At 43.1% G+C, this 26562-nt stretch carries 26 protein-coding genes and 1 pseudogene; all 27 read left to right on the top strand.

Annotated elements, in window-relative coordinates; genetic code table 11:
• Positions 1 to 12 precede the first annotated feature (12 nt).
• Positions 13 to 2238, top strand: a complete 2226-nt coding sequence (locus COT43_05460; GenBank protein ID PIS28874.1) for an alpha-amylase — start codon at positions 13 to 15, stop codon at positions 2236 to 2238.
• 94 nt (positions 2239 to 2332) lie between these two features.
• Positions 2333 to 3196 carry a signal peptidase I gene (gene lepB / locus COT43_05455; GenBank protein ID PIS28873.1) on the top strand — a complete coding sequence of 288 codons (864 nt, stop codon included), beginning with the start codon at positions 2333 to 2335 and terminating at the stop codon, positions 3194 to 3196.
• A 73-nt stretch (positions 3197 to 3269) separates the two neighbouring features.
• Positions 3270 to 4448, top strand: a complete 1179-nt coding sequence (locus tag COT43_05450) for a coproporphyrinogen III oxidase (protein ID PIS28872.1) — start codon at positions 3270 to 3272, stop codon at positions 4446 to 4448.
• Positions 4449 to 4450: 2 nt separating this feature from the next.
• The gene (locus tag COT43_05445) at positions 4451 to 4789 is read left to right on the top strand and encodes a hypothetical protein (protein PIS28875.1); all 339 of its coding nucleotides are present in this window, start codon (positions 4451 to 4453) and stop codon (positions 4787 to 4789) included.
• Between the two features lie 75 nt (positions 4790 to 4864).
• Positions 4865 to 5545 carry a two-component system response regulator gene (locus COT43_05440; protein PIS28871.1) on the top strand — a complete coding sequence of 227 codons (681 nt, stop codon included), beginning with the start codon at positions 4865 to 4867 and terminating at the stop codon, positions 5543 to 5545.
• The gene (locus COT43_05435; protein ID PIS28870.1) at positions 5542 to 7263 is read left to right on the top strand and encodes a hypothetical protein; all 1722 of its coding nucleotides are present in this window, start codon (positions 5542 to 5544) and stop codon (positions 7261 to 7263) included. Before COT43_05440 ends, COT43_05435 begins: the two co-directional genes overlap by 4 nt.
• A gap of 148 nt (positions 7264 to 7411) precedes the next feature.
• Positions 7412 to 7753: a hypothetical protein gene (locus tag COT43_05430; GenBank protein PIS28869.1), complete on the top strand. Its 342-nt coding sequence runs from the start codon at positions 7412 to 7414 to the stop codon at positions 7751 to 7753.
• Between the two features lie 70 nt (positions 7754 to 7823).
• A complete protein-coding gene (locus COT43_05425) occupies positions 7824 to 8030 on the top strand; it encodes a hypothetical protein (protein ID PIS28868.1) in 207 nt (68 codons plus the stop codon).
• 513 nt (positions 8031 to 8543) lie between these two features.
• Positions 8544 to 9103: pseudogene (locus tag COT43_05420) on the top strand (hypothetical protein).
• 140 nt (positions 9104 to 9243) lie between these two features.
• Positions 9244 to 9825: a TetR family transcriptional regulator gene (locus tag COT43_05415; GenBank protein PIS28867.1), complete on the top strand. Its 582-nt coding sequence runs from the start codon at positions 9244 to 9246 to the stop codon at positions 9823 to 9825.
• A 6-nt stretch (positions 9826 to 9831) separates the two neighbouring features.
• Positions 9832 to 10686, top strand: coding sequence for a hypothetical protein (locus COT43_05410; protein PIS28866.1), 855 nt, complete (start codon positions 9832 to 9834; stop codon positions 10684 to 10686).
• Between the two features lies 1 nt (position 10687).
• Complete coding sequence (locus COT43_05405) at positions 10688 to 11785, top strand: patatin (protein PIS28865.1); 1098 nt, start codon at positions 10688 to 10690, stop codon at positions 11783 to 11785.
• Positions 11786 to 11840: 55 nt separating this feature from the next.
• Positions 11841 to 12200 carry a hypothetical protein gene (locus tag COT43_05400; protein ID PIS28864.1) on the top strand — a complete coding sequence of 120 codons (360 nt, stop codon included), beginning with the start codon at positions 11841 to 11843 and terminating at the stop codon, positions 12198 to 12200.
• Positions 12201 to 12558: 358 nt separating this feature from the next.
• On the top strand, positions 12559 to 13893 hold the full coding sequence (locus tag COT43_05395) for a hypothetical protein (protein ID PIS28863.1): 1335 nt from the start codon (positions 12559 to 12561) through the stop codon (positions 13891 to 13893).
• 113 nt (positions 13894 to 14006) lie between these two features.
• Positions 14007 to 14189: a hypothetical protein gene (locus COT43_05390; GenBank protein PIS28862.1), complete on the top strand. Its 183-nt coding sequence runs from the start codon at positions 14007 to 14009 to the stop codon at positions 14187 to 14189.
• 14 nt (positions 14190 to 14203) lie between these two features.
• Positions 14204 to 14995: a hypothetical protein gene (locus tag COT43_05385; protein PIS28861.1), complete on the top strand. Its 792-nt coding sequence runs from the start codon at positions 14204 to 14206 to the stop codon at positions 14993 to 14995.
• A complete protein-coding gene (locus COT43_05380; GenBank protein ID PIS28860.1) occupies positions 14992 to 15516 on the top strand; it encodes an HNH endonuclease in 525 nt (174 codons plus the stop codon). Before COT43_05385 ends, COT43_05380 begins: the two co-directional genes overlap by 4 nt.
• 12 nt (positions 15517 to 15528) lie before the next feature.
• Positions 15529 to 16515: a tryptophan--tRNA ligase gene (trpS, locus tag COT43_05375; protein PIS28859.1), complete on the top strand. Its 987-nt coding sequence runs from the start codon at positions 15529 to 15531 to the stop codon at positions 16513 to 16515.
• A 15-nt stretch (positions 16516 to 16530) separates the two neighbouring features.
• The gene (locus tag COT43_05370; protein ID PIS28858.1) at positions 16531 to 17271 is read left to right on the top strand and encodes a hypothetical protein; all 741 of its coding nucleotides are present in this window, start codon (positions 16531 to 16533) and stop codon (positions 17269 to 17271) included.
• Positions 17252 to 17806, top strand: coding sequence for an SMC-Scp complex subunit ScpB (scpB, locus tag COT43_05365; protein ID PIS28857.1), 555 nt, complete (start codon positions 17252 to 17254; stop codon positions 17804 to 17806). The genes COT43_05370 and scpB overlap by 20 nt, the downstream gene beginning before the upstream one ends.
• Positions 17763 to 18503, top strand: coding sequence for a pseudouridine synthase (locus COT43_05360; GenBank protein PIS28856.1), 741 nt, complete (start codon positions 17763 to 17765; stop codon positions 18501 to 18503). The genes scpB and COT43_05360 overlap by 44 nt, the downstream gene beginning before the upstream one ends.
• Positions 18504 to 18575: 72 nt before the next feature.
• On the top strand, positions 18576 to 19253 hold the full coding sequence (locus COT43_05355; protein ID PIS28855.1) for a cytidylate kinase: 678 nt from the start codon (positions 18576 to 18578) through the stop codon (positions 19251 to 19253).
• 81 nt (positions 19254 to 19334) lie between these two features.
• Positions 19335 to 21515, top strand: a complete 2181-nt coding sequence (locus COT43_05350; protein PIS28854.1) for a 30S ribosomal protein S1 — start codon at positions 19335 to 19337, stop codon at positions 21513 to 21515.
• Positions 21516 to 21593: 78 nt separating this feature from the next.
• Positions 21594 to 22634 (top strand): hypothetical protein, encoded by a 1041-nt coding sequence (locus COT43_05345; protein PIS28853.1) that lies wholly within the window; start codon positions 21594 to 21596, stop codon positions 22632 to 22634.
• A complete protein-coding gene (gene tsaD / locus COT43_05340; GenBank protein ID PIS28852.1) occupies positions 22635 to 23636 on the top strand; it encodes a tRNA (adenosine(37)-N6)-threonylcarbamoyltransferase complex transferase subunit TsaD in 1002 nt (333 codons plus the stop codon).
• 6 nt (positions 23637 to 23642) lie between these two features.
• Positions 23643 to 25769 carry a hypothetical protein gene (locus tag COT43_05335; GenBank protein PIS28851.1) on the top strand — a complete coding sequence of 709 codons (2127 nt, stop codon included), beginning with the start codon at positions 23643 to 23645 and terminating at the stop codon, positions 25767 to 25769.
• 159 nt (positions 25770 to 25928) lie between these two features.
• The coding region (locus COT43_05330) for a UDP-glucose 6-dehydrogenase (protein PIS28850.1) at positions 25929 to 26562 on the top strand (634 nt) is incomplete at its 3' end.

Raw genomic sequence — 26562 nt, 5'->3', positions numbered from 1 at the left:
TTCGACCTTGTCATGGAAAATACTGACGCCGGCAGAAATCTCGTGGAAATCGTCGGAAAAGATACCGCAAATGTCAGTGATTCTGCTTCATTTTATGTTGTTGTCAATCCAAGTCCGCGGAATTTGCCGCCGCCGATTTCGACGGTTCCCGGAATTAACATTCTTGACGATAAAACTGCCATTTTAGCGCTTTTCGCTCCGAACAAACAATTTGTCTATCTGATTGGTGATTTTAATGATTGGAAAGTCGATACGTCCTTTCTGATGAACCGGTACGAGCCGTCGGCGGACAGTGTGCTGTTTTGGATAAAACTCGACTCGCTTGTTGCAGGAACTGAATACGCTTTTCAGTATTTGGTGAATGGGACGCTTCGCATCGCAGAACCCTACACGGAAAAAGTACTCGATCCGTGGAACGATAGTTATATTTTGGCGACGACTTATCCCAATCTTAAACCTTATCCGAAAAATAAAACGTCGGAACCGGTTGCAACATTCCAAACGGGAAAATCCGCGTTTAACTGGCAGACAACTTCGTATGATAAACCGGCTAAGCACGAATTGATTATTTATGAATTACTACTTCGCGATTTTCTGGCGAATCACGATTACGCGACGCTGACCGACACACTGGATTATCTGCAGAATCTTGGTATAAATGCGATTGAACTGATGCCAATTAGCGAGTTTGAAGGAAATTTGTCGTGGGGTTATAATCCATCGTTTTTCTTTGCGCCCGATAAATATTACGGCACGGCGGACGCACTCAAATGCTTCGTCGATGAATGTCATCGGCGCGGAATCGCTGTCATTCAAGACATCGTTCTGAACCATTCGTATGGTCAATCACCGCTGGTTCGGTTGTACTGGAATTCCACATTGAATCGGCCTTCGGCAGAAAATCCGTGGTATAATCAGACTTCTCCGAATTCATCTTATTCATGGGGTTACGATTTTAATCACGAAAGTCCGTATACGAAGGCGTTTGTCGATAGAGTGACGCATTACTGGATGACTGAATTTAAAATCGACGGATTTCGGTTCGATTTCACAAAAGGATTTACGAACAAAACCGGTGACGGCGGCGCGTACGACGAATCCAGAATAACGATCCTGAAGCGAATGTCGGATAAAATCTGGGAAACGGATTCGACCGCTTATGTGATCCTCGAACACTTCGCAGAAAATTCGGAAGAGAAGGTACTAACGGATTACGGAATGCTTGTATGGGGCAACTCCAACTGGAATTACGCCCAATCGGCAATGGGATATACTACCGAATCGGATTTCTCATGGGGATTTTATAAAACACGCACTTTTACCAAACCGGGTGTGGTCACGTATATGGAAAGTCACGACGAAGAACGTCTGATGTATAAAAATATTACTGACGGAAATTCATCCGGTAGTTACAGCATTAAAAACGAAGTGACTGCGCTGAATCGGATAAAGTTAAACATGGTCTTTTTCCTGACATTGCCCGGACCGAAAATGATCTGGCAGTTTGGCGAACTCGGATATGACGTATCGATTGATTATAACGGTCGGGTGGGCGAAAAACCGATCCGCTGGAATTACTTCGTTGACGAAAGCCGGGTTAAATTGTACAAAACAATTCAAGCGCTGTTAAATCTTCGCCGTGAAAACGAACTGTTCAGAAGTCCAGAAACCAACGTCAACCTCGACGTTTCCGGTGCAATGAAACGGATTCGTATGTCGCACACAACGATGAGCGCCGTGATCCTAGGCAACTTCGATGTCGTCACCCGTTCCATCGATCCCGGCTTTTATCAACCGGGGAAATGGTATGAGTATTTCACGGGCGACAGTCTGTATCTGACAAATTTGAACGATCTGATTACACTCGCCCCCGGCGAACTTAAACTCTACACAACGAAGAAACTGACAAAACCCGAAGAAGGAATCCTTTCCACGATGCCTGCCAAAACTTCCGTGCCTTTCCGATTTGCGTTGCTGGGGAATTACCCGAATCCGTTCAATGCTTCGACGAAAATCCGGTACGAGGTCGAGAAGCCGTCGAATCTCCGGCTCGAAATTTATTCAATCGACGGACGACAGGTTTTCTCCAAAGAACTCGGAGTTCAGCAACCCGGACGATATGAATTCTTATGGGATGGAAACGATTTTTCCGGTAAGAGTGTCGCCTCGGGCGTTTTTTTGACGGTTCTGAAACGAGCGGATCAAAGACTTATCAACAAGATATTGCTGATCAAGTGAGAGGTAATCTTCCGACCGGTTCATCATTTGATCGTCGGTTGAACTTTTATTTGGTCGGTCGAGTATAAGGAATTAAATTGATCCGGAGTTGATTATGAAAGAAAAGAAGAAGATAGGAAAAAACGATAATAACAAATTTTGGCAGGAAGTCAAGTCGTGGGGAATTGTTTTACTCATTGCTCTGGGACTGAAGGCGACCATCATCGAAGCCTACCAGATTCCAACCGGATCGATGGAAGACACCATCCTGATCGGCGATTTTATGCTGGGAAAGAAATTCGTGTACGGAACACGCACGCCGGATTGGATCGGCATTCCATGGACGAAGATCGGATTTCATATTCCATGGTTCCGCCTGCCGTCGTTCAAAAAACCCAAACAGGGCGAAGTTGTCATTTTTAAGTATCCAGTCGATCCGTCGCTGAACTACGTCAAACGCTGTGTCGCCGGTCCCGGACAAACCCTCGAAGTGCGCGATAAAGTCTTGACCGTAGATGGAAAAGTTTTCGAGAATCCGCCGCATTCCAAATTCATTTCTCCCGTTATCTATCCGTCGGAGTGGGAAGACCCGGATATTTTTCCCCGAAATGCCGGAAATAAGGACAATTACGGACCGGTCTATGTTCCTGCCAAGGGCGATACGCTCTGGTTCGGAAAAGTCCCGAACGACATCATTCGTAACTGCGCTCAGCTGAAAAATCACACATTTTCGGCGGGCGGCGACCGAATGATTATCGACGGGAAAGCCGTTCAATATTACGTCGTCGAACAGGATCATTACTTCATGATGGGCGACAACCGCGACAATAGTTGGGACAGCCGCTTTTGGGGATTTGTTCCGTTCGACAATGTCCTGGGGCAGGGATTGGTTATTTACCTTTCCTGGGATAAAGAAATGCCGCTCTATCGGTTGACTCACAAAATCCGCTGGAATCGTATCGGCGATTTGGTTTTATAAAAAAGAACTTGCGGTTCGATTATTTTTCTTTTAACTTCGCGTAAAGAGTTTAGCGAAGAAGTTTCCCATTATTATGTGTCTCGAAAATTCTAAAAGCCTTAGCATTTATATTCACATCCCATTTTGTAAAAGGAAATGTCCTTATTGCGCATTTGCTTCTGAGGATTGGGGCTTCGATCGGATCAATCCGTATATCCGCGCTTTGACTCAGGAAATTGATTTTCTGGCTGAATTTTTGAAGACAAATCCTGAAACACTCTCCATTTACATAGGCGGCGGGACTCCGAACTTTTTAAAACCGGATCATATTTCCGATCTTCTTAGCGCTTTTGGAAAATACGTCAGAATGGATTCGGTGCAAGAATTTACTATCGAAATTAATCCGAACGGCATCGGTTCCGGTCTTCTATCGCGATACAGGGAAGCGGGAATCAATCGGATCAGCATCGGTTGCCAATCGATTCACGATCAGGAATTGAAAACTCTGGGGCGAATTCATAATTCGAAAAACATTTTCGATGTTGTTAAAAGTGCTAATAATTGCGGTTTTTCCCAAAGAAGTATGGATTTTATTTATGGAATTCCGGGACAGACAGTTGAATCATGGTCGGAAACTCTACAGTGGGCAATCTCAACTGGCGTCGAACATATTTCATTGTACAACTTAATCTTTGAAAAAGGGACTTCATTCTACACAATGTTGAAAAAAGGGCAAATAATTCCGTTGGATGAGGAAATCGAATGGCAGATGTACGATTTAGCGCATCAAATGCTCGCGTCTGCCGGTTATGTTCATTACGAAATATCGAACTGGGCAAAACCCGGCTGTCAGGCGATCCATAACTCGGTTTACTGGAATGGGGGAAAATATCTGGGCTTTGGCGTCGCGGCTCATTCTTTTAATGGCGTAAAGAGATGGTGGAATGTTTCCGCTGTCAACGATTATCTTCGGAAAATTTCGGATGGCAATCTCCCTGTAGAAAATTCCGAATCTCTGACCGAAGCAAATGTCCTGAACGAGTATGTCCTGTTGCGGCTTAGGACGATGGATGGAATGAATTTTAAGGATTTGGAAGAATCGACCGGAATGGCCTCGGCGGAAATTTTAGAAAAATTACAGGACAAATTGAAACAGCGCGATCTTGAAAAATATGGTCGGATGACCGACAATCGTCTGGTTCTTAACCATCATGGTTGGTTTATCTGCGACTATATCATTGAAAACGTCTTGACGATCATAGAGGAGAAATGATCATGATAATCAAAACACTGAATGACGTTCCCATAGAGAAAGTCGATGGTATCGGAATCTTAGGTGTTACTAAGCAGGTCTTGCTATCACAAGCCGACGGCACGCTAAACTTTGCGATGCGTCGATTCGAAATTGAACCAGGCGGTTTTTCGTTTTATCACACGCACGATTTTGAACATGAGATTTACATTCTCTCTGGAAATGGTGTTATGAGAGGCGAAGGATCCGAAACGCCAATCCATCAGGATATGGCGGTTTTGGTCAAGCCTAACGAAATCCATCAGGTTATCAATCGCGGTCAGACGAAGTTAATTTTTATCTGCGTCATTCCGAATACCTGATTCCCACTCGTTTTCCTGATATATCATCCAAAAATAAAAATTTCTGAAATCTTTTGTCTTTTTGTAGATTAGTTTGTGAATGAATTGATTGCTATTATAGACGATGAACCGGATATTCGCGAATTGGTTGCGATTCATCTGAAGAAGGGCGGTTTTCGGACGGCTCTCTTTCCGGATGCGAACAGGTTTTTCGATTGGCAGGAAAACAATCTCCCAGACCTGATCGTTCTCGATTTGATGTTGCCGGATATGGATGGAATTGAAGTTTGTAAAGTCGTAAAAAATGACAAACGGTTGGCGAACGTTCCGATTATCATGCTGACCGCCCGAACTGATGAAATTGATAAAGTGCTGGGACTCGAGATCGGCGCCGATGACTATTTGACGAAACCGTTTTCGACGAAGGAATTGGTTGCGCGGGTTAAAGCCGTTCTGCGCCGTTCGGAGAAGACCGCTCCGGAAAGGACAGTCTTCAGCTTTGAAGGATTGACAATCGACTTCGAGAAGTACGAAATTTCCGTGGACGGGGAATCAATCAACTTAACACTAACCGAATTTCGTATTTTAAAAATTCTGATGCGGAAACCCGGTTATGTGTTCAATCGGGATCGTATTCTTCAGGAATTATGGGGCGAAGACAAGATCGTCATCGCCCGCACGATCGACGTTCATATTAAAAACCTTCGTGACAAGTTGGGAAAATACGGCAAGTATATACAAAACCTACGAGGGATTGGATATAGGATTCAACTATGAAGAAAACCTTTTTCTCAAAAATATTTACCGGTTACCTGATCGTTATACTCTCATTGACTGGATTGATCCTCTTTGCGTCGCTCCGGTTGATCCGGACACAGACCGTCAACACGCTGTCAAGTCAGATGATTAATTTTAATTATGTATTGGCGCGTGGATTCGCACCGTTGATCTTAAATCGTAACTACACCGATTTAGACCGGTTGATAAAGGAATATCGGAGGGAAATAGCAACGCGGATTACCGTTATTGATACGAGCGGAAAGGTCATTGCCGATTCCGAAAAAGACCCGCGACGGATGAACAACCACCGCTATCGTCCGGAAGTACGAACGGCGTTTTTGGGCTCTGTCGGTTCGGATATTCGGTTCAGTGGAACGGTCGATTCCGAGATGCTCTACATCGCTACGCCGTTTGTTCAAAATGGGAAAACGATAGCCATCATCCGGTCGAGTGTTTATTTAAGCGACGTCAGAACAATGATCGTCGGGTTCAAATGGCGACTCCTCAGGATTATGCTCGCCAGCGTTTTTCTGGCTATGGCGATTTCATTTTTACTGGCGAAAAGTACAATCCGCCCAATTCAGTTGTTAGTAAAAGCATCGCGAAAGATCACTGCCGGCGATTTCGACCAAAAAGTTCACTGGAATCAAAACGACGAGTTCAGGGAATTATCCGAAAGTTTTAACCGCATGACTTCGGAAATTCAGCGTCTTTTCGACGATATTTCTCTCCGCCATAACGAAATCAAAACGATCATCTCGTCGATTCAGTCCGGATTGGCGGCGCTGGACGCAGGGGGAAAAGTAACCTTCTTCAACGATTCATTTTTAGAAATCGTTCATCGTCAACCGATTGACGGGCGGTTATACTGGGAAATAATACGCGAGCCGGTTTTTGTCGATTTTGTCAAAAAAACGACGGATAGCCGAACCAGTTCAAGCGCGGAGATCGAGATTAACGGAAAACTGTACCTTTGCAGTTCGACATTCATTGAAGAAAACCGGGAAATAATTCTCCTTTTTTCCGACGTCTCGGAAGTGAAAGCGCTTCAAAAACTCAAGAAAGACTTCGTCGTCAACGTTTCGCATGAACTCCGAACACCACTGACCGCGATCAAAGGATTTGTCGAAATCCTACAGGATGAGCCGGACGCGGAGAAACGCCGATACATCGACATCGTTGCGCGACACATCAACCGATTAATTGCGATCGTGAGCGATTTACTCAATTTGGCGGAGATCGAGGATAGGCCGGCGTTACAAATCGAGAAAGTGGATTTGCAGGCGTTGGTGAAAGATACCGTTCATCTGTTCAAGACGAAAATTGCGGAAAAAGGCTTGAAAATTGAAATCAATATTCCCGAACAGGCAAGCATGCTGGACGCCGATCCTTTCCGACTTCAGCAGGTTTTCATCAACCTGATCGACAACGCGGTCAAATATACCGAAAAGGGTTTCATTGCCATTTCCGCTATGAAATCTGATAGAGAAATCCGGATCGAAATCCGAGACACGGGCATCGGCATTGCCAAAGAACATTTGCCGCGCCTCTTCGACCGTTTTTATGTTGTCGATAAATCTCGTTCGCGACAACTCGGCGGTACCGGACTCGGATTGTCCATTGCGCGTCATATTATTCTTCTGCACAACGGCAGAATCCGTGCCGAGAGCCTTCCGGGCGTCGGCACGACATTTATCATAGAACTGCCGGCGTAGAAGTTGTGAGGGATTGACGACGAGTGACAATTTCTGTCAGACAGCCGAGTTGATTGGGTTAATTGAAATAAAGTCGTTATTTTGAGGTCGCATTTTTTAATGTTTTGTTAATGGCGGTGTTAAAGAAAGTTTTAAAATCAAGTTTTCTTTGAATGATGACGGTTTTACCACAGGTTCATCGTTTACACCTGAGCAATTAGCCAGAATTCAAATCGATGCGCAGTTAGTTCTTTGCGGATGGATCATTCAGAACGTTAACAGCATCGATTTCGGCGCAGGAATCGGGATCGCCATTCGGGAATTACAGTCCGGCGCCGGGCTGTCTGAAAGCTTAGAAATAAATATCCTCAAGCGGGTATTCGAGGGCAGACTGGTTCTGCAGAACCCACCTGCGGAGAGGTTGCTGGAGAGAATAAGGGGGAGAAGAAAAATTCAAGGTAATTTGTTAAACTATTTGTTTACCAGTAAGAATAAGAATAAGAAGGTCTAAGATACATTATAATACAAAATAGTATGAACTATCTTGATTTACAGAGAAACATAGTGATTTAGGAGTAAACATGACATATAAGAAATTGAACTTCGACGAAATGACAATATTCAATCGACAAGTCAGAAAATCAAAAGCTCGCTACCCGAGTGATTCACATCATGCAAAGGTTTTATATATGGACAAGGTGATTTTAAAATTGCTATTATCCTGTATAATGATGGTTTTTTCGATGAGAAATTTTTTGGCATATCAAAACGTCATCCTGCTGAGATAGATAATATTCCTAAAGGAGAGTTACTTGCATTTACAATGGCTGTAGAAGACCTTTGCGAACGCAGAAGTGGTGGCAAATTTTCAGGGCTAATCGTACCCCTTATTAATGAAAAATCTATAGATAAAACATCATTTAATAATTGGAAGAAAGACTAAGCTGATAAAACTAAAAGAACTATTGACGGGGTGGAGGAACTACTTACAGCACTATTTCTCTTACTTTCCTTACCTATTATGATACTTATAGACTACGGTATCAAAAGTATTAAATTCGTAAAAAGAAGAAGAAAAGAAGGAAATATTAAAGCAAGCTAATAGGGGAGAATAGTTGATAGAAAAATATGACCGGGTCATAATTTACCAGCCGCCCGAAGGATTGCCCGGCGCTGGAAGTTCATCTCGAAGCCGAGGCAGTTTGGCTAATTCAAAAACAAATGGGTGATTTATTTGGGGAAAGTTACAAGACGATTTCACGACGTATAAATAACATTTACCGTTATACTTTGTTCAGCATATTAAATCCTTATTGAAGATCAATGGCAGAGTCGCCGTCGTTATCCCGGACAATGTGCTTTTTGAAGGCGGCGCCGGAGAAGTCGTTCGGAGGAAGTTACTTGCCGAATATGATGTTCATACTTTGTTAAGACGGCCGACCGGCGTTTTCTATGCGCAGGGCGTCAAGGCGAATGTGATCTTTTTCTGCCACAAACCGGCTAGGGAGAAAGTCTGGACGGAAAAACTGTAAATTTATAATTTACGAACGAATCAGCTCTTCACCCTGAAAATGAATCCGTTAAATAAGAAGGATTTGTTGGATTTTGTAACGTGTTACAATCACGGTAACCGCTACGACCGACAGGAAACCGAACGATTCAAATCGTTCACTTATGAGGAACTGGTTCAGCGGGATAAGGTCAGCCTGGACATTTTCTGGCTGAGAGATGAGAGCCTGGAGGATACCGATGATCTGCCCGAACCGAATGTAATTGCGACTAAAAAGTTGTGAACATGCAGGCGGCACTGAAGCAATTTAACGGGATTCTCGAAGATATGGAGAATGGCAATTCAGAATAAATACCAGAAAGTAAATTTTTCCATTTTGCCCCAACTGATATAAACCGCGCCTCCAAAATATGTGAGTTGGGAAATTTTAAAATCTTGACATTTAAAATTATTCTACATATTATTCGACCAATATTAAATATGAGTCGAATATGATGAACAAAAGAGAGCAAAAAAAACGATCGATCCTTGAAGTAGCTCAGAAAATCTTTTCACGTTTTGGCCTTAACAAGACTACAATGGATGAAATTGCCAAGGCATCCTGCATGGGCAAAGCAACTCTCTACCATTATTTTCGCGACAAGGAGCAGATATTTTACGAAGTTGTTCGTGAAGAGGTAAAAACAATGCAAGATGCTATAAATAATGCCATTAAGGATATATCTAATCCAAAAGAACGACTTCGAATTTATATCAGGGTGAGACTAGAATATTTAAATAGATTAGAAATAACCTACTCCGCGTTGAGAGATCAATATCTTGAACAATTGACAAGTGTAAAAAAATTCCGCGCTGATTTTACTGATTATGAGACTCAAATCCTCAATTCCATTTTTCGGGAAGGTATAGATAAAAAGTTTTTTGTGATTATGAATATTAGTGAAGTTATTAAAATTTTTACATTGGCACTACGAGGTATGGAACTGTATATGATTACAAATTCGGATATGGAAATCAATAAGCAGGAAATAGATTTAGTAACCGATACATTACTATATGGAATCTGCAAATAATTTTTTATGATAAAATCGACTATAAAACCAATATGGTTGGACATTATTGGCATTTGGGTTGATGTCCTGCGTGCATCTCTAAAATCATTTATTGTCCTGATCTTTCTCACCGCTGGCGTTTTGCTAAGTTTTATATTGAGAATTGTAACAATAATTACAACTAAATGGTTTTATATCAAAATCAACACACAATATATTATCCGTCCGCTTTTCCAGTGTCTATTATTTATTGCAGGGGTGAAATTAAAAAGGCCGAAAGACGTTGATGTTTCAAATGCCATAATTGTTTCAAATCATTGGGGATATCTTGATTCTTTTATATTAATGGCTTTATCACCATGTATTGTGATTTCAAATGTAGATGTAAGGCAAATGCCGTTCATTGGCAGTATTATGATGTTAATGGGATTTGTTTTTGTTGATCGACAAAAAAACAGATCAATACCAATCGTACTCGAAAAAGCATCCAATTTGTTGAATAAAACGAGTTTAAATGTGGCCTTTTTCCCTGAAGGTGCTACAGGAGACGGATTTGAATTAAAAAAATTTAACTCTTCTTTTTTTGAATTAGCATTCACTACAAAGAAAAATGTCGTTCCGGTTGTTATTCAGATTGAGAAAATAAATAAAGAGACACCAAATCAAGAAAATATAAATCAGGTCGTTTTCCATAATTTTCGTGGAAATATTATCATTCATTTACTAAGGTTACTGCAGTTAAAATCTATTGAAATCGGATTTACTGTATTACCCCAAATTTCTTACTACGAAATCAAAACAAAATATTTATCACGAAGGAAAATTTGTGAAGTAGCAGAGAATGAGATTAGTGAATTTTTAGATAAAGATAAGAGGTGTTAATATGAATTGCTGTCATTTAAAAAATAATCGTTTTAGTACGAGTGTAAATTTTCTCTTTTTCCTGCTCATATTTTCTATTTTTACGATAAACGCCTATCCCAAAGTTTCAACTCAAACTGGAAAAAACAGATATCCCAAAACACGTAATGTCAATCTTACTATTGAAAAATTAAGGGACAATAATCTTAAAATTGGGCTTGCCCTGAGTGGAGGCGCCGCCAAGGGCCTTGCCCATATCGGCGTTATTAAAGCATTAGAAGAGGCCGGAATACAGGTTGATTTTATTTCAGGAAGCAGTATAGGGGCTCTAATAGGCGCCGCTTATGCATCCGGCGTTCCGATTGACACTCTCGAAAAAATTGTAATTGGGACTGATTGGAAAACGGTCACGAAACTATTCATACCGGGATTATTTCCTTCAGGATTTATCGATGGAGTAAAAGTCAAAGAATTCTTATATACACTTTATGGCGATAAAAAAATAGAAGATTTGCCAATCCCATTTACCGCAACAGCGACTGATATCTCTACCGGTAAATTATATATCATCAATAAGGGAAGTTTGATAGAAGCTGTTCGGGCAAGCATCTCTATTCCGATAGTTTTCATCCCGGTAAAATATCAAGATATATTTTTAGTTGATGGTGGGCTCGTGAACCCGGTGCCAATCGACGTAGTAAGAGAAATGGGGGCAGATTATATAATTGCCGTCCATGTGCTTCATGGCAGGCTTCCCTCCGAAAAAGGAGAATATATACAAATAGAAAATCCTGAACCACAGACACCCGGGGCATGGAAAAGTACCAGCGACTGGATAACGAAGCAAATCAAAATGATTAATAATAGAGAGAAAGAGCGCAAGAAAGATTCAACTAAAACGGAGAATAAATTGAAACATCCGGGAATAGTGAAAATCTCGGAAAATACATTATATATAGCCCAGGACGTAATTGCACAACTTCAAATTGAACTCCACAAGCCTGATTTAGTCATTGAGCCGGATACAAGAAATATCAATCCATATGAGTTTTATCGAGGGAAAGATGCTATTGAAATTGGATATATTGAAGCAAAGAAAGTTTTAGGTGCTTTAAAATAATAGGCACTTTGGGGAATTGTGAAGAAAAGCTTGGAGAATTGAATAGTTTATAAATATGAAAAAACAAATCGGCAATAAAAAAGTACGGTTGGTACTGGGCAACGGTTCCGCAAAAGGGCTGTCCAATATCGGCGCCATGACTGGCGGAGCCTACGCCGCGGGAATCAGCATTTATGAAATTGAGGATATTGCGTGCAAAACCGATTTGGTCTCATCAATGAAATACTTTGTTCCCACAATTTCAAAATCCGGTTTGATAAGCGGAGTAAAAGTAAAAGAATATCTCAGAAATATTGTTGGTGATATAGATATCGAAAATCTTCAAATCCCCTTCACAGCGACGGGAACGCTTGTGGGGAAATGCCAATTATATGAAAAAAGAGCTGAAACTCCTGGGATTCAATATCGGCAATAGCTCCACACCGATCATCCCTATCATTATTGGAGGCGATATGAAGACCTTTGCCGTATGGCGTGATTTACTGGATGCCGGAGTCTATACCAATCCGGTCATACCGCCAGCCGTACCGATGGACCGGTCATTGCTACGGACTAGTTACATGTCAACTCATACCCGAGAGCAATTGGATTTTTGTTTATCAAAATTCGCCGAAATAGGTAAAAAGCACCGGGTTTTGCGTTACGGGAACTGATCTGAAGGCGATTATAGGGATAATTCAGAATTTTCATTTTTATTGAAAATGTTGAGTATTTTTTTTGCAAACAATTAAATTGATCCCGAACCTTCGGGATGATTTGGTAGGTGATTGAAAATGATATTGGACAAAATGGAAAAAAATTGGATGAATTTTTTCGTTGGAAAATTATTCGCGATCGTCGTTTTGATGATTTGGTGTAATGGATGTTCTGACGGGAAATCGGTCGCTACGTTTGGTGCTGATAAAATCATGCGAAACGAATTCCGCGTAGCCTATATTGACTTCTTGAATCAAACAGGAGAAGTCGATTCCGATTCTTTGCGCGAGTGGTTTTTAGATGGAATGATCAACAAACGGCTATTAGCAACCGAGGCTCTGAAATCGGTTGTACCTCTTGACCAATCGTTTCAATTACAACTCGCGGCTTATCGGAATCATTGTTTGCGCGAGGAATATTTTAGATTAGTGATTAAGCCCAAAATCAAGATTTCCGACGCGAGTCTGGATGAGATCGGCGTTTATCTGCGCCAGGAACGCCGTTTCCGAAGACTTTATTTCCTTGATAAAAATTCGGCGAAACAAGTGTTCCGTCTGATCGAAAATGGCGTCTCGTTCATTGTTTTGGAGAATTCTGTTCCTTCTGATATCAATCTGCCAAAATTGGATGGAGATTTAGGCTGGTTGTCGTGGGAAGAGATGGAATTCGATGCCGCAATGGCGGGATTTCGTCAAAAACCGAGCACCATTACGCAACCGATTCATACTGGTTTTGCGTGGTCGATTCTTCAAATTTCCGGTGTCCGGAATCGGATGGATATATCCGATAGTTCTAAAATCGCGAATCGAATGTTTAATCATTATCTAATTGAAAAAAGCATCGGCGAACAATTTTCATTCGATTATGCGCGATCCATGCCGCTTAAATCTATGCCGCAGATAGAGTACCCGACATTAAACTGGGTATCAGAAAGAGTTTCTTCTATTCTGGAGCGCGTTCCTGCCTTAGATGATTTAATTACAGAAATGCAGTTGAATGGCGACGAACTCTCGCAATTGGAAATAGCAATTCATTCACGGCAAAACGAGATTCTTGCAGAGGTTAACGGACAGAAAATAACCATCGCACAATTCGTGCAAGCGTTGAGATATGTCCCGTATGCAATTACTTCAAAAAGCGCGTTTCTCGCGATGGATTACATTGTTCGTGACGCTTTGTTAACCCAAAAAGCAGAGGAAATCGGTCTGGAAGAAAAGTCCAAATCGTTCCCGATTCGGTTGCGACTTTTTGAAGAGGACTACATTCAGAATCGTTACCGGATGGCAGTCGAAGCGAGTGCAATCGGAAGAGGTACGCAGGAAAGTGAAAAAGTAATCATCGATGTTGTTGATCGGTTGAGAAGAAGCGTTAAGATTCGGAAATATTTGAAACGGATAAACGGATTTAAGTAATTTAAATCAGAAGAGAGCGACCAATAAAAAATTCGATTTCCAAGATTCTGTAAACAAACGGACTAAATAGATGGAATTTCTGTCAGTTTTAAAAGGAAAATTTTTCGATTACTTTGAATTTACAGGTTCGGACATGCCCGCAAGTTCGACGTACATTTTATGAAATTCACCGTTGGATTATTGTTGATAATTCTGGAAATTTTCTCGTGTTGAACAAAGAATTTGAACAGAATGATAGAGTTAACAGTGCAGAGCCGGGCATAAAAATGCTTGGTCGCTTCCTTCGTTCGGAATAAATTCGCTGGATTTTATGCATAGAAAGATCGTTAATACCGTCGTATCAAATCTTTACTCCGAGCCTTCATTTCGCTCGGAAATGGTCACACAAGCTTTTCTCGGCGAGGTTGTCGAAGTGCTCGATCAATCCGACGAATGGTTTCGGATCGTTTGTCAGGACGGATATCGCGGTTGGATTCGCTGGAATACTATCGTTGACAACGATAGTTGGGAAACGAACGATGGCAAATGGTTTACACCCGATGACGCGGTAGCAAATGTCTGGAAGACGACGGAATTGACGAACATTTTCCAAAAAGTGACGTTCATGAGCCGGGTTCTGTTAATCGAGGAGGATAGAGACAAGATTCTTGTTCAATTACCCGATGGAAAAACTGGTTGGATGAGCAATCGGCCGTTGACAATTTCAGGCGAAACATTGCGTAAAAAAATTGCCAAGACCGCCCATCGTTTTCTCGGCGCTCCGTATCTGTGGGGCGGGAAAAGTCCGCTCGGCATTGACTGTTCCGGTTTGACGCAATCGGTTTTCGGATTATGCGGGATTTCGCTGAAAAGGGACGCAGGTGAACAATTTCTGATGAAATCTTTGAAGGAAATTGAGATTGCCGACACCGAACCGGGCGATCTTTATTTCTTCGGAGGGAAAAATAGAGTCGAACATGTTGGCATTTCAATCGGAGACGGGAAAATCTTGCATTCTTCAGGCTGGGTTCATATCGACAGCTTGAACGAAACGTCCGCCGATTTCAACGAGCATTTAAAACGGACGCTTCTTGCCTGCAAGTCAATCGGGAATTTATTGTGATGATGGAAAAATCGATCATTCATCGAAGTGTTTTGGTTTTGAATCAAACTTACGAACCGCTTCATATTTGCGACGTACGGCGTGCAATAACGTTATTGCTTGAAAACAAGGCAACGATGGTAAAAACAACCGATCATCAGTTTCTTCGGACGGTTTCATTCAATTATCCGATCCCGACAATCATTCGCATTCAAAGGTATGTTCATGTCCGCCACTGGGAAGCCGTGCTGAATAAGGTGAATATTTTCCGGCGCGACGGGTTCATTTGCCAATATTGCGGAGCAAAAGGAGTTCCACTGACGGTTGATCATATTATCCCAAAATCACACGGTGGCATCGACTCGTGGACAAATCTGGTCACTGCGTGCATTCCTTGCAATAACCGGAAAGGTGATCGAACTCTCGAAGAATCTGGCATGAAACTTCGGAAGAAACCGTTGAAGCCGCACAAACTGCACACATTGCAGAGATTTCTTGAATCGCCGGTCGATGAATGGCGTCCGTATTTATTTTTAGATTAGAGTTGGAGAATCATGGAAGAATTTCAGAAAAAAAGAATTCTCAGCGGCATGCGTCCGACGGGAAAAATGCATCTCGGCAATTATGTCGGCGCGCTGGAAAATTGGGTTGCCTTGCAAGGAGAATATGAAAATTATCATTTGATCGCCGATTACCACGCCTTGACGACGAATCTTGATACAAGCGAATTATTGACAAATACAATCGAAATGGTCTGTGATTGGCTTTCTGTCGGTATCGATCCCCAAAAGAGTCCGATATTTCGGCAGAGTCAGATCAAGGAACATACGGAACTGCATTTAATTTTTTCAATGCTTATTACAACGGCGCGTCTGGAAAGAAATCCTACACTCAAGGAGCAGGTGAAAGACCTGAACATTGATACAATAATATATGGCCATCTCGGCTATCCAGTATTGCAGGCGGCCGATATCTTGATCTACCGCGCGAATGTCGTTCCTGTCGGTGAAGATCAGTCCCCTCACGTTGAGATCACGCGGGAACTGGCTCGGAAGTTTAACCTTCAATATGGTGAAGTCTTTCCGATACCGGAGATTAAAATGACGCAGTTTCCGAGGCTTCCCGGCTTGGATGGCAATAAAATGAGTAAATCGGTCGGAAATACGATCTTGCTCTCGGATTCGCCGGAAGAAGTAAAGATGAAATTGAAGAAAGCTGTCACCGATCCTCAAAAAATCCGGCGCGGCGATCCCGGCAGGCCGGAGGTTTGCCTCATCTATACCTATCAAAAAAAATTTAATCCGGAGAATAGCGACGAGATTTACACAAACTGTAAAACCGGCGCGTTAGGTTGTGTCGATTGCAAAATGAAATGTGCAAATGCAATCGCGGCGAAGATTGAGCCTTATGCCGAAAAGCGTAATTATTTCCATTCGCATCAGGATGAGGTTATGGATATTCTTATCGATGGCGAGAAGCGCGCGCGGGCGGTTGCGAGTGAAACGATGGCCGCTGTTCGGAAAGCGATGTCGCTTGGTTAACGTGCGTTTTATTAAATGAGTTACCACGTCAAACTGGATGTTTTTGAAGGTCCGCTGGACTTGTTGCTTTTTTTTATTAAACGCGATGAAATCAATATCTATGACATTCCCATTTCCTATATCACATCAGAATATCTTCAATATTTGGAACTTATGAAGAGTATGAACCTACAACTTGCGGGCGAATTTATTTATATGGCTTCTTTACTCATGCGGATCAAGGCGCAAATGCTTCTGCCTCACGATATAAACGAAAATCTTGAGGAAATTGAAGACCCGCGCACCGAGTTGGTTCAAATGCTCGTCGAGTATCAGCAGTATAAAATGGCAAGTGAAACGCTTCGGAATCTGGAAGAAAATCAGCAACATTATCATCCTGTTTCTGCCGATCCGGAAACGCCTTCCATCGATCCCGACCTGTTTTTGTGGAATGTCAACCTGATGGACTTGGGTGTAATGTTTCACAAGTTGATTGAAACTTTACCGAAACCGACTTATTATGAAGTTGATCAAATCCGTATGAGCATCGGTCAGCAAATTCGGTTCATCCATTCGTTGTTCGGCGAAAAGAGCCGTCTGAGATTTTTCGAAATCGCCAAACAGTTAAAGAACCGTGTCGAAGTCGTTGTGACTTTTCTGGCGATTTTAGAAATGGTCAAATCGGAAGTTGTACACGTTTCTCAGAAGGATATTTACGGAGATATTTGGTTGTCGAAAATCAAAACCAAGGTTCAGGATGCTGTCGCCAACGCATAAAATCATCGAAGCGCTTCTATTTTCCGCAAGCGAACCGATCACAAACGAGCAGGCAAAAGTTTGTCTTCAGGAAGAAATCGATCTTGCACAGATTGTCGGAGAAATCAACGAATATTACGAACAGGAAAAATCGCCGATCTGGATTCAATCGCTTTCCGGCGGTTATCGGCTGATGACGCGCTCGGAATACGATCCGTGGATTTCACGCTTATTTCAATCAAAAGGCAATCTACGACTCTCGCGGCCTGCATTGGAAACGCTTTCCATCATTGCTTACAAACAGCCAGTCACCCGGACGGAAATCGATTCGATTCGCGGCGTGACGACGGTTTTAAAACCGCTTATCGAGAAAAATCTGATCGAAACCAAAGGAAGGCAAGAAGGTCCCGGACGCGCTTTACTGTACGGAACGACTTCACACTTCTTGGAATATTTTGGTCTCGCAACGATCAAGGACTTACCAAAAATCAAAGAAATTGAAGAGATCATGCATGACGAACCCGGTGAATCCGTTCAAGAAAGAGAACAGGCTTAATAAATTTCTCGCTTCCTGCGGGGTCGGTTCCCGCCGCGCTTGCGATAAAATGGTTCTCGAAGGCAGAGTCGTTTTAAATGGTTCAGTCATCACTGATCTATCTACTGTTGTTCGCGATAGCGACACCGTCGAACTAGATGGCAAAAAGGTTCGTCCGGAAGAACTGATCTATATTTTGCTGAATAAACCCGCCGGAGTCGTTACAACGTTGAGTGATCCGGAAGGAAGAAAACATGTTGGCGATTTGATTGGGAGAAATATTAGAGTTAAACCGGTTGGGCGATTGGATATGTATTCGACTGGCGTTTTGATTCTGACAAATGACGGTGATCTACATTTTCGGCTGACGCATCCGCGATTTAAGATCGTGCGGACTTACGAAGCCAAGATCGAAGGGAAAGTCGGTCCTGAAATTCGCGAGAAAATACGGTCAGGTGTCGAATTAGAAAAAGGGAAAATCGCAACCGGAAGAGTTGTCGAAATTATTTACAATCTGGGCAAAACCGTCGTTCGGATTGATTTGATGGAAGGAATGAACCGTGAAATCCGCCGGATTTTTGAAGTGCTTGGTTACCGAACCCTTAGCCTCGATCGAATTCGTTTTGCAGGAATTGGATATGGTCGGCTTAAACCGGGCGAGTGGCGCTTTCTAAAACTGGATGAAATTCAGAGATTGAAAGAAAAATGTCAGTTATAAAATTTCTCGGAGGGAAAATGTTTGTTTTTGTTTTATGTAGATTTAAATTTAAAGACTTTTTGAAAGGGTGAAATGGGTATCGTAGTCGCAATCGATGGGCCTGCGGGTTCGGGAAAAAGTAGTACGGCGAAAGAAGTCGCCAAAAGGCTGGGTTTTACTTATGTCGATACTGGAGCTATGTATCGTGCGATTACATTGTTGGCGATTCGCAGAAAAGTAAACCCGGAAGTTTCCGAACAGATCATTTCGTTGGCGAGCTCGACCGATATTCGGTTCCGATGGGAAAATGGCGATTTACGGACTCTCTTAAATGGTGAAGATGTCAGTGAAGAGATTCGTTCAGCGGAAGTCGCTCAGGCGGTCAGTCCTGTGAGCGCAATCGCAGGCGTTCGTGAAATCATGGTCAAGCGCCAGCGCGAAATGTCACATGAAAACAATATCGTCATGGAAGGTAGAGACATTGGAACGAATGTATTTCCGAGAGCCGATTTTAAATTTTATGTGACGGCGGATGTAGAAGTCCGCGCCAGACGACGCATCGGAGATTATCAGAAAATCGGTCAAAATCTGAGTTTGGAAGAGATCATCAAAGAGATTAAGAAGCGCGACCGGATCGATTCATCCCGTGCGCATTCTCCGTTGAAAAAAGCCGATGACGCGATCGTGATCGACACCACTCATTTAACCTTTGAAGAACAAGTAGAAAAAATTATTGAAATTGTGAAGAATCGCCCAGAAATGGTTCGATAAAAGGTTCGGCTCGCGTGAGAGACCGCGTGAACATCCGAAACCTATCTTGTCCGTTCAACCCTTAACCTAAGGAAACGTTTGATGTTTGAAGAAGAAAATGAATTAACCCCAACCCCAATCGACGAAACTGCGGTGCCAGATGAGAGCGTGGAAACACCCGCCGCTGAACCCGTTCCCACGCCCGTCGAATTGCCCGTAGCCGAATATGTTACCGAAGAGATCAAAATCGGTCCATATTCGGAAAAAATCCGAGTGTATAATCTGCAGGATTTAAAAGATGAAGCAGAAGTCTCCCGCACCGAAGAACGACTAAAATACGAAAGTTCTCTTAAAGATATTTCGCAGGAACAACGAATTATTGGAACCGTTGTTTCTGTCCATGAAAATGAAATCCTGATGGATGTTGGCTTCAAATCCGAAGGCGTGATCTCGCGCGACGAATTTGAACAAGGTGAATTGCCAAATATTGGTGACCAGATTGAAGTATTTGTCGATACTCTTGAAGATGAGAGCGGACAAATGATCCTCTCGAAGCGCAAAGCGGATTTTATGCGCGTCTGGGAACGGGTTCGTCAAATATACAATAACGCCGAAATCGTCGAAGGTAAAGTGCTCAATCGCATCAAAGGCGGTATGGTCGTTGATATTATGGGCATTGACGCTTTTCTACCCGGCTCGCAGATCGATGTTCGTCCCGTAACGGATTTCGACAATTATGTTGGGAAAACATTTGAGTTCCGTATTGTCAAACTCAATGAACTTCGGAAAAATGTTGTTTTAAGTCGTAAAGACATTCTCGAAGAAAGCCTAAAGGAAAAACGCGACGACCTTTTATCGAAGATCAGGGTCGGCGATATTCTAACGGGACGCGTCAAAAACATCACGGATTTTGGTGTTTTCGTCGATTTGGGCGGTTTGGACGGATTGCTTCATATCACCGACCTGTCGTGGGGTCGTGTCAACCATCCGCGCGAAGTGGTCAATCTGGATGATGAACTGACGGTTAAAGTCATTGATTACGATTCAGAAAAGCAAAGAGTATCTCTTGGTTTGAAGCAACTTCAGCCGCATCCGTGGGAAGGAATCGAATACAGATATCCCATTGGAACCGTTGTCAAAGGTAAAGTCGTTAACATTGCCAATTATGGCGTTTTTGTCGAAATAGAAAAAGGCGTCGAAGGACTCATCCACATTTCGGAAATCTCATGGACTCAACATATTAAACATCCGAGTGAAATTTTTACTTTAAATGAAATGATCGAAGCCAAGGTGTTGAATGTTGATAGTCAGGAGAAAAAAATCTCGCTTGGTTTCAAACAGTTGGGACCCGATCCGTGGGAAGCAATCGAACAATCTTATTCTGTCGGTGCTATTTACAAAGGGATCGTCCGAAATCTGACACCTTATGGTGCATTTATCGAACTGCAGGAAGGAATCGACGGATTTGTCCATATTTCCGATATGTCATGGACGAAAAAACTGCATCATCCTCGCGAAATTCTCAAAAAGGGTGACGATGTGGAAGTTAAGGTTCTTGAAGTTTCAAAAGAAAATCGGAAAATTGGTCTCGGTATGAAACAGATATCGGAGGACCCGTGGACGTCAATTGAATCCCTGTACGTCGAAGGCGCAATCGTCGAGGGTGAAGTTGCTCGAATTACCGATAAGTTAGTCATTGTTAATCTGGCATTTGGTCTGGAAGGAATCGTTCCGCTGGGACAGGTTCCAAAGAAAGATAGAAAAACAGCTGGGAAAGGTGTTCAGATTGGTGAAAAACTTCAGTTAAAGGTTCTGGAAGTGAACAAAGGCGAGAAGAAAGTCGTTCTTTCCCGTGAACAGGCAATGCCGAAGAAGCCGAGAACTGATGCCGAAGCATATATGTTCCAGCAAAGTGATACGAGCGACAAAATCGAGATTCCAGAAGCGATTATCGAAAAAATAGCGGAATCCGAGAAAGAAGCAGAACCGGCTGAAGAACTCGGAACGGAAAAGAAGAAAACTGTCCGGAAAAAGGCAAAAGCCGCTGAAAAACCTGAGCAGAAACAGGAAGAATCCGAAGAGAAGCCAAAGAAAAAAAGCGTTAAAAAAGCCGCTGAAAAAAAAGTGGTTGAAGCGTCCGCTTCCGAGGCCGAAACTGCGATTGAAGAACCGAAAAAAGCCGCAATGAAACGTTCGACTAAGACGGCTAAAAAGAAATCCGAATCAACGGAAGATGAGCCTGAAACTGAAAAGGCGGAATCTTCCGAATCGGAACCTAAATAATCTCTGGAATTCGGTTACGATCAATTAAAAACGAAAGGGGCTTGATAATTTCAAGCCCCTTTGCTATTTTCTGAGCGTATGAATAAACTTGCTGGAAAAGAGAATCGTGGAAAAATAGACAAGCGGGCATTGGTAGCCAACATCTGGAATCGGGTGAAACGCTGGTTTGTTACGGATACGAAAACGAAAATTGGCGTGTTTTTCTTTTCGTTTATTGTTTGGCTTTACACGCTATTAAGCAATGACTATAGTTATTCGATTTCTTCACGCATCGAGATTCGGAACATCCAAGCCGGTAAAACGCTCAAAAGCAAAGTTCCTAAGCGGATTTACGCTAATTTTACCGGTAGAGGGATTGATCTGCTCTATTTGAATCTGATCCGGAAATCGTCGTTCAAGTTTGTCGTTGATATTGGCAACATTCGTCAACGTTACGATTTCCCACTTAGCGAATATTTTTATGAAAATCCGGATAAAATACTCAAACCGAGAGGAGCCAGAATTCGGTTTAACCACATCGTTTACCCGGAAACCCTTCATGTTGAACTCGATGTAATGGGTGAAGCGAAAGTACCTATAATTCCTCGCCTAGAAATTGAAGAATCTATGGGCTACATAAAGGCGGGAAATCCGATTGTTATCCCTGACAGCGCTTGGATTACCGGCCCAAAGGAGTATGTCGATCGATGTTCGGCTCTTATAACAAAAGAGATTACGCTGAAAGACGTTTCGGAACCTTTCGATAAAGACGTCATGATCGACTTTTCCAATCTGACCGGTCTTCATGTTCAGTTCAAATCGGTCCACGTCTATCAAAAAGTCGAGCAGATCAGCGAGAAAAAGATCAATGAAATCCCAGTTATCGTTCTCAATATGCCCGAAAATATGAGCGTAGAAGTCAGCCCGACAACCGTTTCAATGACAGTTCAAGCAGGAATGAGTGCTCTGAAAACGATCAAGTTGGGGGATATCCATGTGACGATCGATTTTCAAAAACAGTGGAACGCCGATCAAAAATTTTATGTACCCGAAATATCTCTGCCTGATGGCATTATCGCCGCGAAAGAAATAATCCCGACTGAGGTTGAACTTCGCGTCTTTCGAGAAAGGAAACTTTAAGTGAATTTACTCGGGATCGAGAGTTCGTGCGATGAAACATCTATCGCCGTATTACGAGACGGCAACGTTTTGACTAATATCATTTCATCTCAATTACTGCATCAAAAATATGGTGGTGTCGTTCCGGAATTCGCTTCACGCGAGCATATGCGGCTGATCGATGTCCTGACGCGGCAAGCGTTAGAACAAACGGGCATTTCACTTGCCAATATCGATGGAATTGCCGTGACGCGCGGTCCCGGTTTGATGGGCGCATTGCTTGTAGGGCTTAGCTATGCAAAAGGACTTTCGTACGCCGCCAGAAAACCGCTGATCGCCGTGAATCATATCGAAGGTCACATCATGGCGAATTTTCTGACATATCCGAATCTGACTTATCCGTTTCTCTGCCTGCTCGTTTCTGGCGGTCATACGCAGATTGTGAACGTCAGAGATTTTGGCGATTATCAGATCATCGGCAGAGGAATCGACGACGCGGCAGGCGAGGCATTCGACAAAGCCGCCCGAATTCTAAATCTCGGTTATCCCGGCGGCCCGCTGATCGATAAAACCTCGAAAAACGGCGATCCGAAATTTTATCATTTCCCACGAGCAAAAGTGAAAAGTGAACGATTCGATTTCAGTTTCAGCGGCATCAAAACGTCTATTCTTTATTTAGTCAAACAGAAAGGCGATGAGTGGGTTGCTGAACATCTATCGGATCTTTGCGCATCCTATCAGGAAGCGATCGTCGATGCGCTGAAAGTCAATACTTTTGCCGTTATCGAAGAAACGCAAAGCCCAAAATTGGTACTGGCTGGCGGCGTCGCGGCGAATTCTAGGCTAAGGCAGGTTTTTCAGGAAGAATCGAATCGGCGCGGAATTGACATCTATTTTCCTGCGCTTCAATATTGCACGGACAATGCCGCCATGATTGCCCGGACCGGACTGGAAATGATGAAACGCGGGCAATTTTCCGATTTGGATGTTTCCGCCGTTCCAAATCTTTCTCTGGTCGCTTAAACGATCATGACCGACTTTCAATTACAACTTCAGAATCTGTCACTATGGGAAATTCCCATCCTGCTCTTTATTGCTTTGGCGATGTTTCTTTCCTTTCGGAAAATTGGCGGAGAAATGCCGGAGCGTGGCCGACTTATCTTACTCGTTCTTCGGTCGATCTTTTTTATATGGTTGGGTTTTTTAACGCTTCAGCCATACGTCAGCTGGAACAAAATTCGGCATCTTTCACCAAAAGTTGTTTTTTGGATGGATAATTCTGCCAGTATGAAAGCTCATAAAGAATTTAACGCAGATTCAATTTTGACTCAGTTTAAAAATCTTCGAAGAGTTTTGGAAAAACGCGGTGCGCAAGTCGTCGTTGAGCCCTTCAGTGTGGATATTTCTCAGGATAAAAACACTTTTACAGATCTATCGTTCGATGAATCAGGCACTGATCTATCACAAGCAATCGCACATTCACTCGAAAAACACGTTGACGATGCTGTCTGCGCCGCCGTTTTGTTTTCGGATGGCGTCTCAACTCAGGGTGAGGAAACGGGTTTTATTGAGACTGGTAAGCGTTTTCCGATTTTTTCTGTCGGAATCGGCGACACGGCGCGTCTGGCGGATGCGTTTGTCGCAAATCTGGATATTCCAGCGACGGCGAAAGTAGGCGATACGATTCAGGTTTCAGCCGAGATCGTTCCGCAGGGAAATGGCGGATTCGCACAGGTTTTTTTAAAAGAAAACGGAAGAACGGTTCAGAAAATAACGGTCGAAAGACATCAGGAATCCTTCCGCCGGCAAATCGCGTTCGCACATGTTCTGCAAACGCCGGGCGAGATTTTACTTTCCGTCGAAATCGATACTGAGAAAGACGTCAATCCGTACAACAATACTAAATCGGAAGGTATATTTGTAAAAGCAACCGATGAAACCATCGTGATATTATCGTCCAGATTGAATGTTGAATCGACATTCCTGAAAAAAACGCTTGAAACCGATAGACGATTCCGCGTTTTCAATTGGGTCGAATCTACCGACGGCTGGATTCCGAAATCAGAACTGAATGTTTTTCGGGGTAATTGGGCGGCGCTTATTCTCATGGGTTACCCAGCGGGAAATTCTGACGCGAATCGAATGGCGGAAATTCGACGGCGGATTCAATCGGGTCGAACACCTGTTCTTGTGATGGACACTCCTTCGCTTTTGCCGGATCGTCTGAATGAGTTATTTGGCGAGAAACTTCTGGTCGGTGCGCCAGAAAATTTACCGGTCGCAATTTCCGTTCAACTGATGCCGGAGAGCGAAGATCATGCGATTTTTAGGGATACTTTTTGTGGAGTGGATTCGAAAGCGATCGTCCGCAATCTGCCGCCAATCGGTCAGCGATTCAAAAAACTGAAATTGGCAGAAGGTTTTGAGACACTGATAACGGCATCAACGCTCTCCGAAACGCCGGTTCTTGCAGTTCGAGATTTTCAAGGAAAACGCCTCGCTCTCTGTACAGGATTGGATTTGTGGCGGTGGAGTTTTATGACAACCGGTGCCCGGCAGATGGATTTCTATCAGGAAACGGTTTTACGACTCATGAATTGGCTGGCGGATACGTCATCGTCGAAGAATGTCCGGATTGCACTGGATAAGTCGATTTATCTTTCAGGCGAAATTCCCGAAATCAGCGCTTTTGCATTCGATGGCCAAGGTACTATTCGGCCGGAAATGTTTTGGCAGACCGAGATTTCGGATGACCGGCAAAAAAAGACACCAGTCGTGCTTTTATGGAACGGACGACGATTTATTGGAAAAGCACCATCTTTACCGGCGGGAACTTATCGGGTAATGACGCGGGCATTTTTCGATACGAAAGAAATCGGAAGTGCGGAGAAGACTTTTACGATTGTGGATCAACCAATTGAACTATCGAAAATCATGCAAAATTCCACGGGGCTTTCCGCGCTCTCGTATCAAAGCGGTGGGGGAAAAATATCGCTTTCCGAACTCGATCATATTGCCGAACTGATTCGAATCCAATCTATTGACAGGGAAGAACGCCATGAAATGCGGCTTTGGCGATCGTTGATTCCTATGCTTTTTTTGATTTTTATCGTCGGATGTGAGTGGATTTACAGAAGAATTTTTGGATATCAATAAAATTTCCTTGCGCTTTTTATTGACTTTCACCTAAGTTTTAACGTGCTGAAGATACGACAAAGGGAGATACGATAGGAAAAATTGGTACTTCCGATCCGGTAAAGGCACACTCAACCGCAAAAAATCGCCAGTTCACTGTTTTCAGGAGGTAATTTTTAAATGAAAAGAATCACAATGATGGGTGTTGGATATGTCGGACTTGTCTCCGGAACCGGGCTTGCCGATTTCGGAAACGAAGTCGTTTGCGTCGATATTGATCCTGAAAAAATCGAGAAACTGAATCATGGGATTTTACCAATTTACGAGCCGGGCTTGCTGGATTTGGTCAATAAAAACGTTGATAAGGGCAGACTTTCCTTCACGACGGATTTGAAAAAAGCGGTTAGCGAGACCGAGGTGATTTTTCTTGCCTTACCGACGCCATCCGGCGAGAACGGCGAAGTCGATCTATCGTATGTTTTTACCGCCATCGACCAGATCGCTGAAATCATCGATAATTACAAAGTCATTGTTACCAAAAGCACCGTCGCGGTTGGAACGGGTGATAAAATCCGCGACCGATTGCTCAAAGCAAAGGTTTCGCGGAAGTTGTTCGATGTGGTGTCCAATCCCGAATTCTTGCGGGAAGGTTCGGCTGTCGGCGATTTTATGCGTCCGGATCGCGTCGTGATCGGAACGGATTCTGAAAAAGCCTTGAATAATATGAAGGAAATTTATCGCCCGCTTTATCTGTTGGAAACGCCGATCGTCGCAACCGATATTCACACGGCGGAAATGATTAAATACGCATCCA

The organism is Candidatus Marinimicrobia bacterium CG08_land_8_20_14_0_20_45_22, assembly GCA_002774355.1.
Classification (GTDB): domain Bacteria; phylum Fidelibacterota; class UBA2242; order UBA2242; family UBA2242; genus 0-14-0-20-45-22.
This window is presented reverse-complemented; position numbering and strand designations above follow the sequence as displayed.

Coding starts and splice junctions, on each gene's coding strand:
- COT43_05460 (PIS28874.1), top strand. CDS start 13: ATGGAAAATACTGACGCCGGCAGAAATCTCGTGGAAATCGTCGGAAAA.
- lepB (PIS28873.1), top strand. CDS start 2,333: ATGAAAGAAAAGAAGAAGATAGGAAAAAACGATAATAACAAATTTTGG.
- COT43_05450 (PIS28872.1), top strand. CDS start 3,270: ATGTGTCTCGAAAATTCTAAAAGCCTTAGCATTTATATTCACATCCCA.
- COT43_05445 (PIS28875.1), top strand. CDS start 4,451: ATGATAATCAAAACACTGAATGACGTTCCCATAGAGAAAGTCGATGGT.
- COT43_05435 (PIS28870.1), top strand. CDS start 5,542: ATGAAGAAAACCTTTTTCTCAAAAATATTTACCGGTTACCTGATCGTT.
- COT43_05425 (PIS28868.1), top strand. CDS start 7,824: ATGACATATAAGAAATTGAACTTCGACGAAATGACAATATTCAATCGA.
- COT43_05415 (PIS28867.1), top strand. CDS start 9,244: ATGATGAACAAAAGAGAGCAAAAAAAACGATCGATCCTTGAAGTAGCT.
- COT43_05410 (PIS28866.1), top strand. CDS start 9,832: ATGATAAAATCGACTATAAAACCAATATGGTTGGACATTATTGGCATT.
- COT43_05405 (PIS28865.1), top strand. CDS start 10,688: ATGAATTGCTGTCATTTAAAAAATAATCGTTTTAGTACGAGTGTAAAT.
- COT43_05400 (PIS28864.1), top strand. CDS start 11,841: ATGAAAAAACAAATCGGCAATAAAAAAGTACGGTTGGTACTGGGCAAC.
- COT43_05395 (PIS28863.1), top strand. CDS start 12,559: ATGATATTGGACAAAATGGAAAAAAATTGGATGAATTTTTTCGTTGGA.
- COT43_05385 (PIS28861.1), top strand. CDS start 14,204: ATGCATAGAAAGATCGTTAATACCGTCGTATCAAATCTTTACTCCGAG.
- trpS (PIS28859.1), top strand. CDS start 15,529: ATGGAAGAATTTCAGAAAAAAAGAATTCTCAGCGGCATGCGTCCGACG.
- COT43_05370 (PIS28858.1), top strand. CDS start 16,531: ATGAGTTACCACGTCAAACTGGATGTTTTTGAAGGTCCGCTGGACTTG.
- scpB (PIS28857.1), top strand. CDS start 17,252: ATGCTGTCGCCAACGCATAAAATCATCGAAGCGCTTCTATTTTCCGCA.
- COT43_05360 (PIS28856.1), top strand. CDS start 17,763: ATGACGAACCCGGTGAATCCGTTCAAGAAAGAGAACAGGCTTAATAAA.
- COT43_05355 (PIS28855.1), top strand. CDS start 18,576: ATGGGTATCGTAGTCGCAATCGATGGGCCTGCGGGTTCGGGAAAAAGT.
- COT43_05350 (PIS28854.1), top strand. CDS start 19,335: ATGTTTGAAGAAGAAAATGAATTAACCCCAACCCCAATCGACGAAACT.
- COT43_05345 (PIS28853.1), top strand. CDS start 21,594: ATGAATAAACTTGCTGGAAAAGAGAATCGTGGAAAAATAGACAAGCGG.
- COT43_05335 (PIS28851.1), top strand. CDS start 23,643: ATGACCGACTTTCAATTACAACTTCAGAATCTGTCACTATGGGAAATT.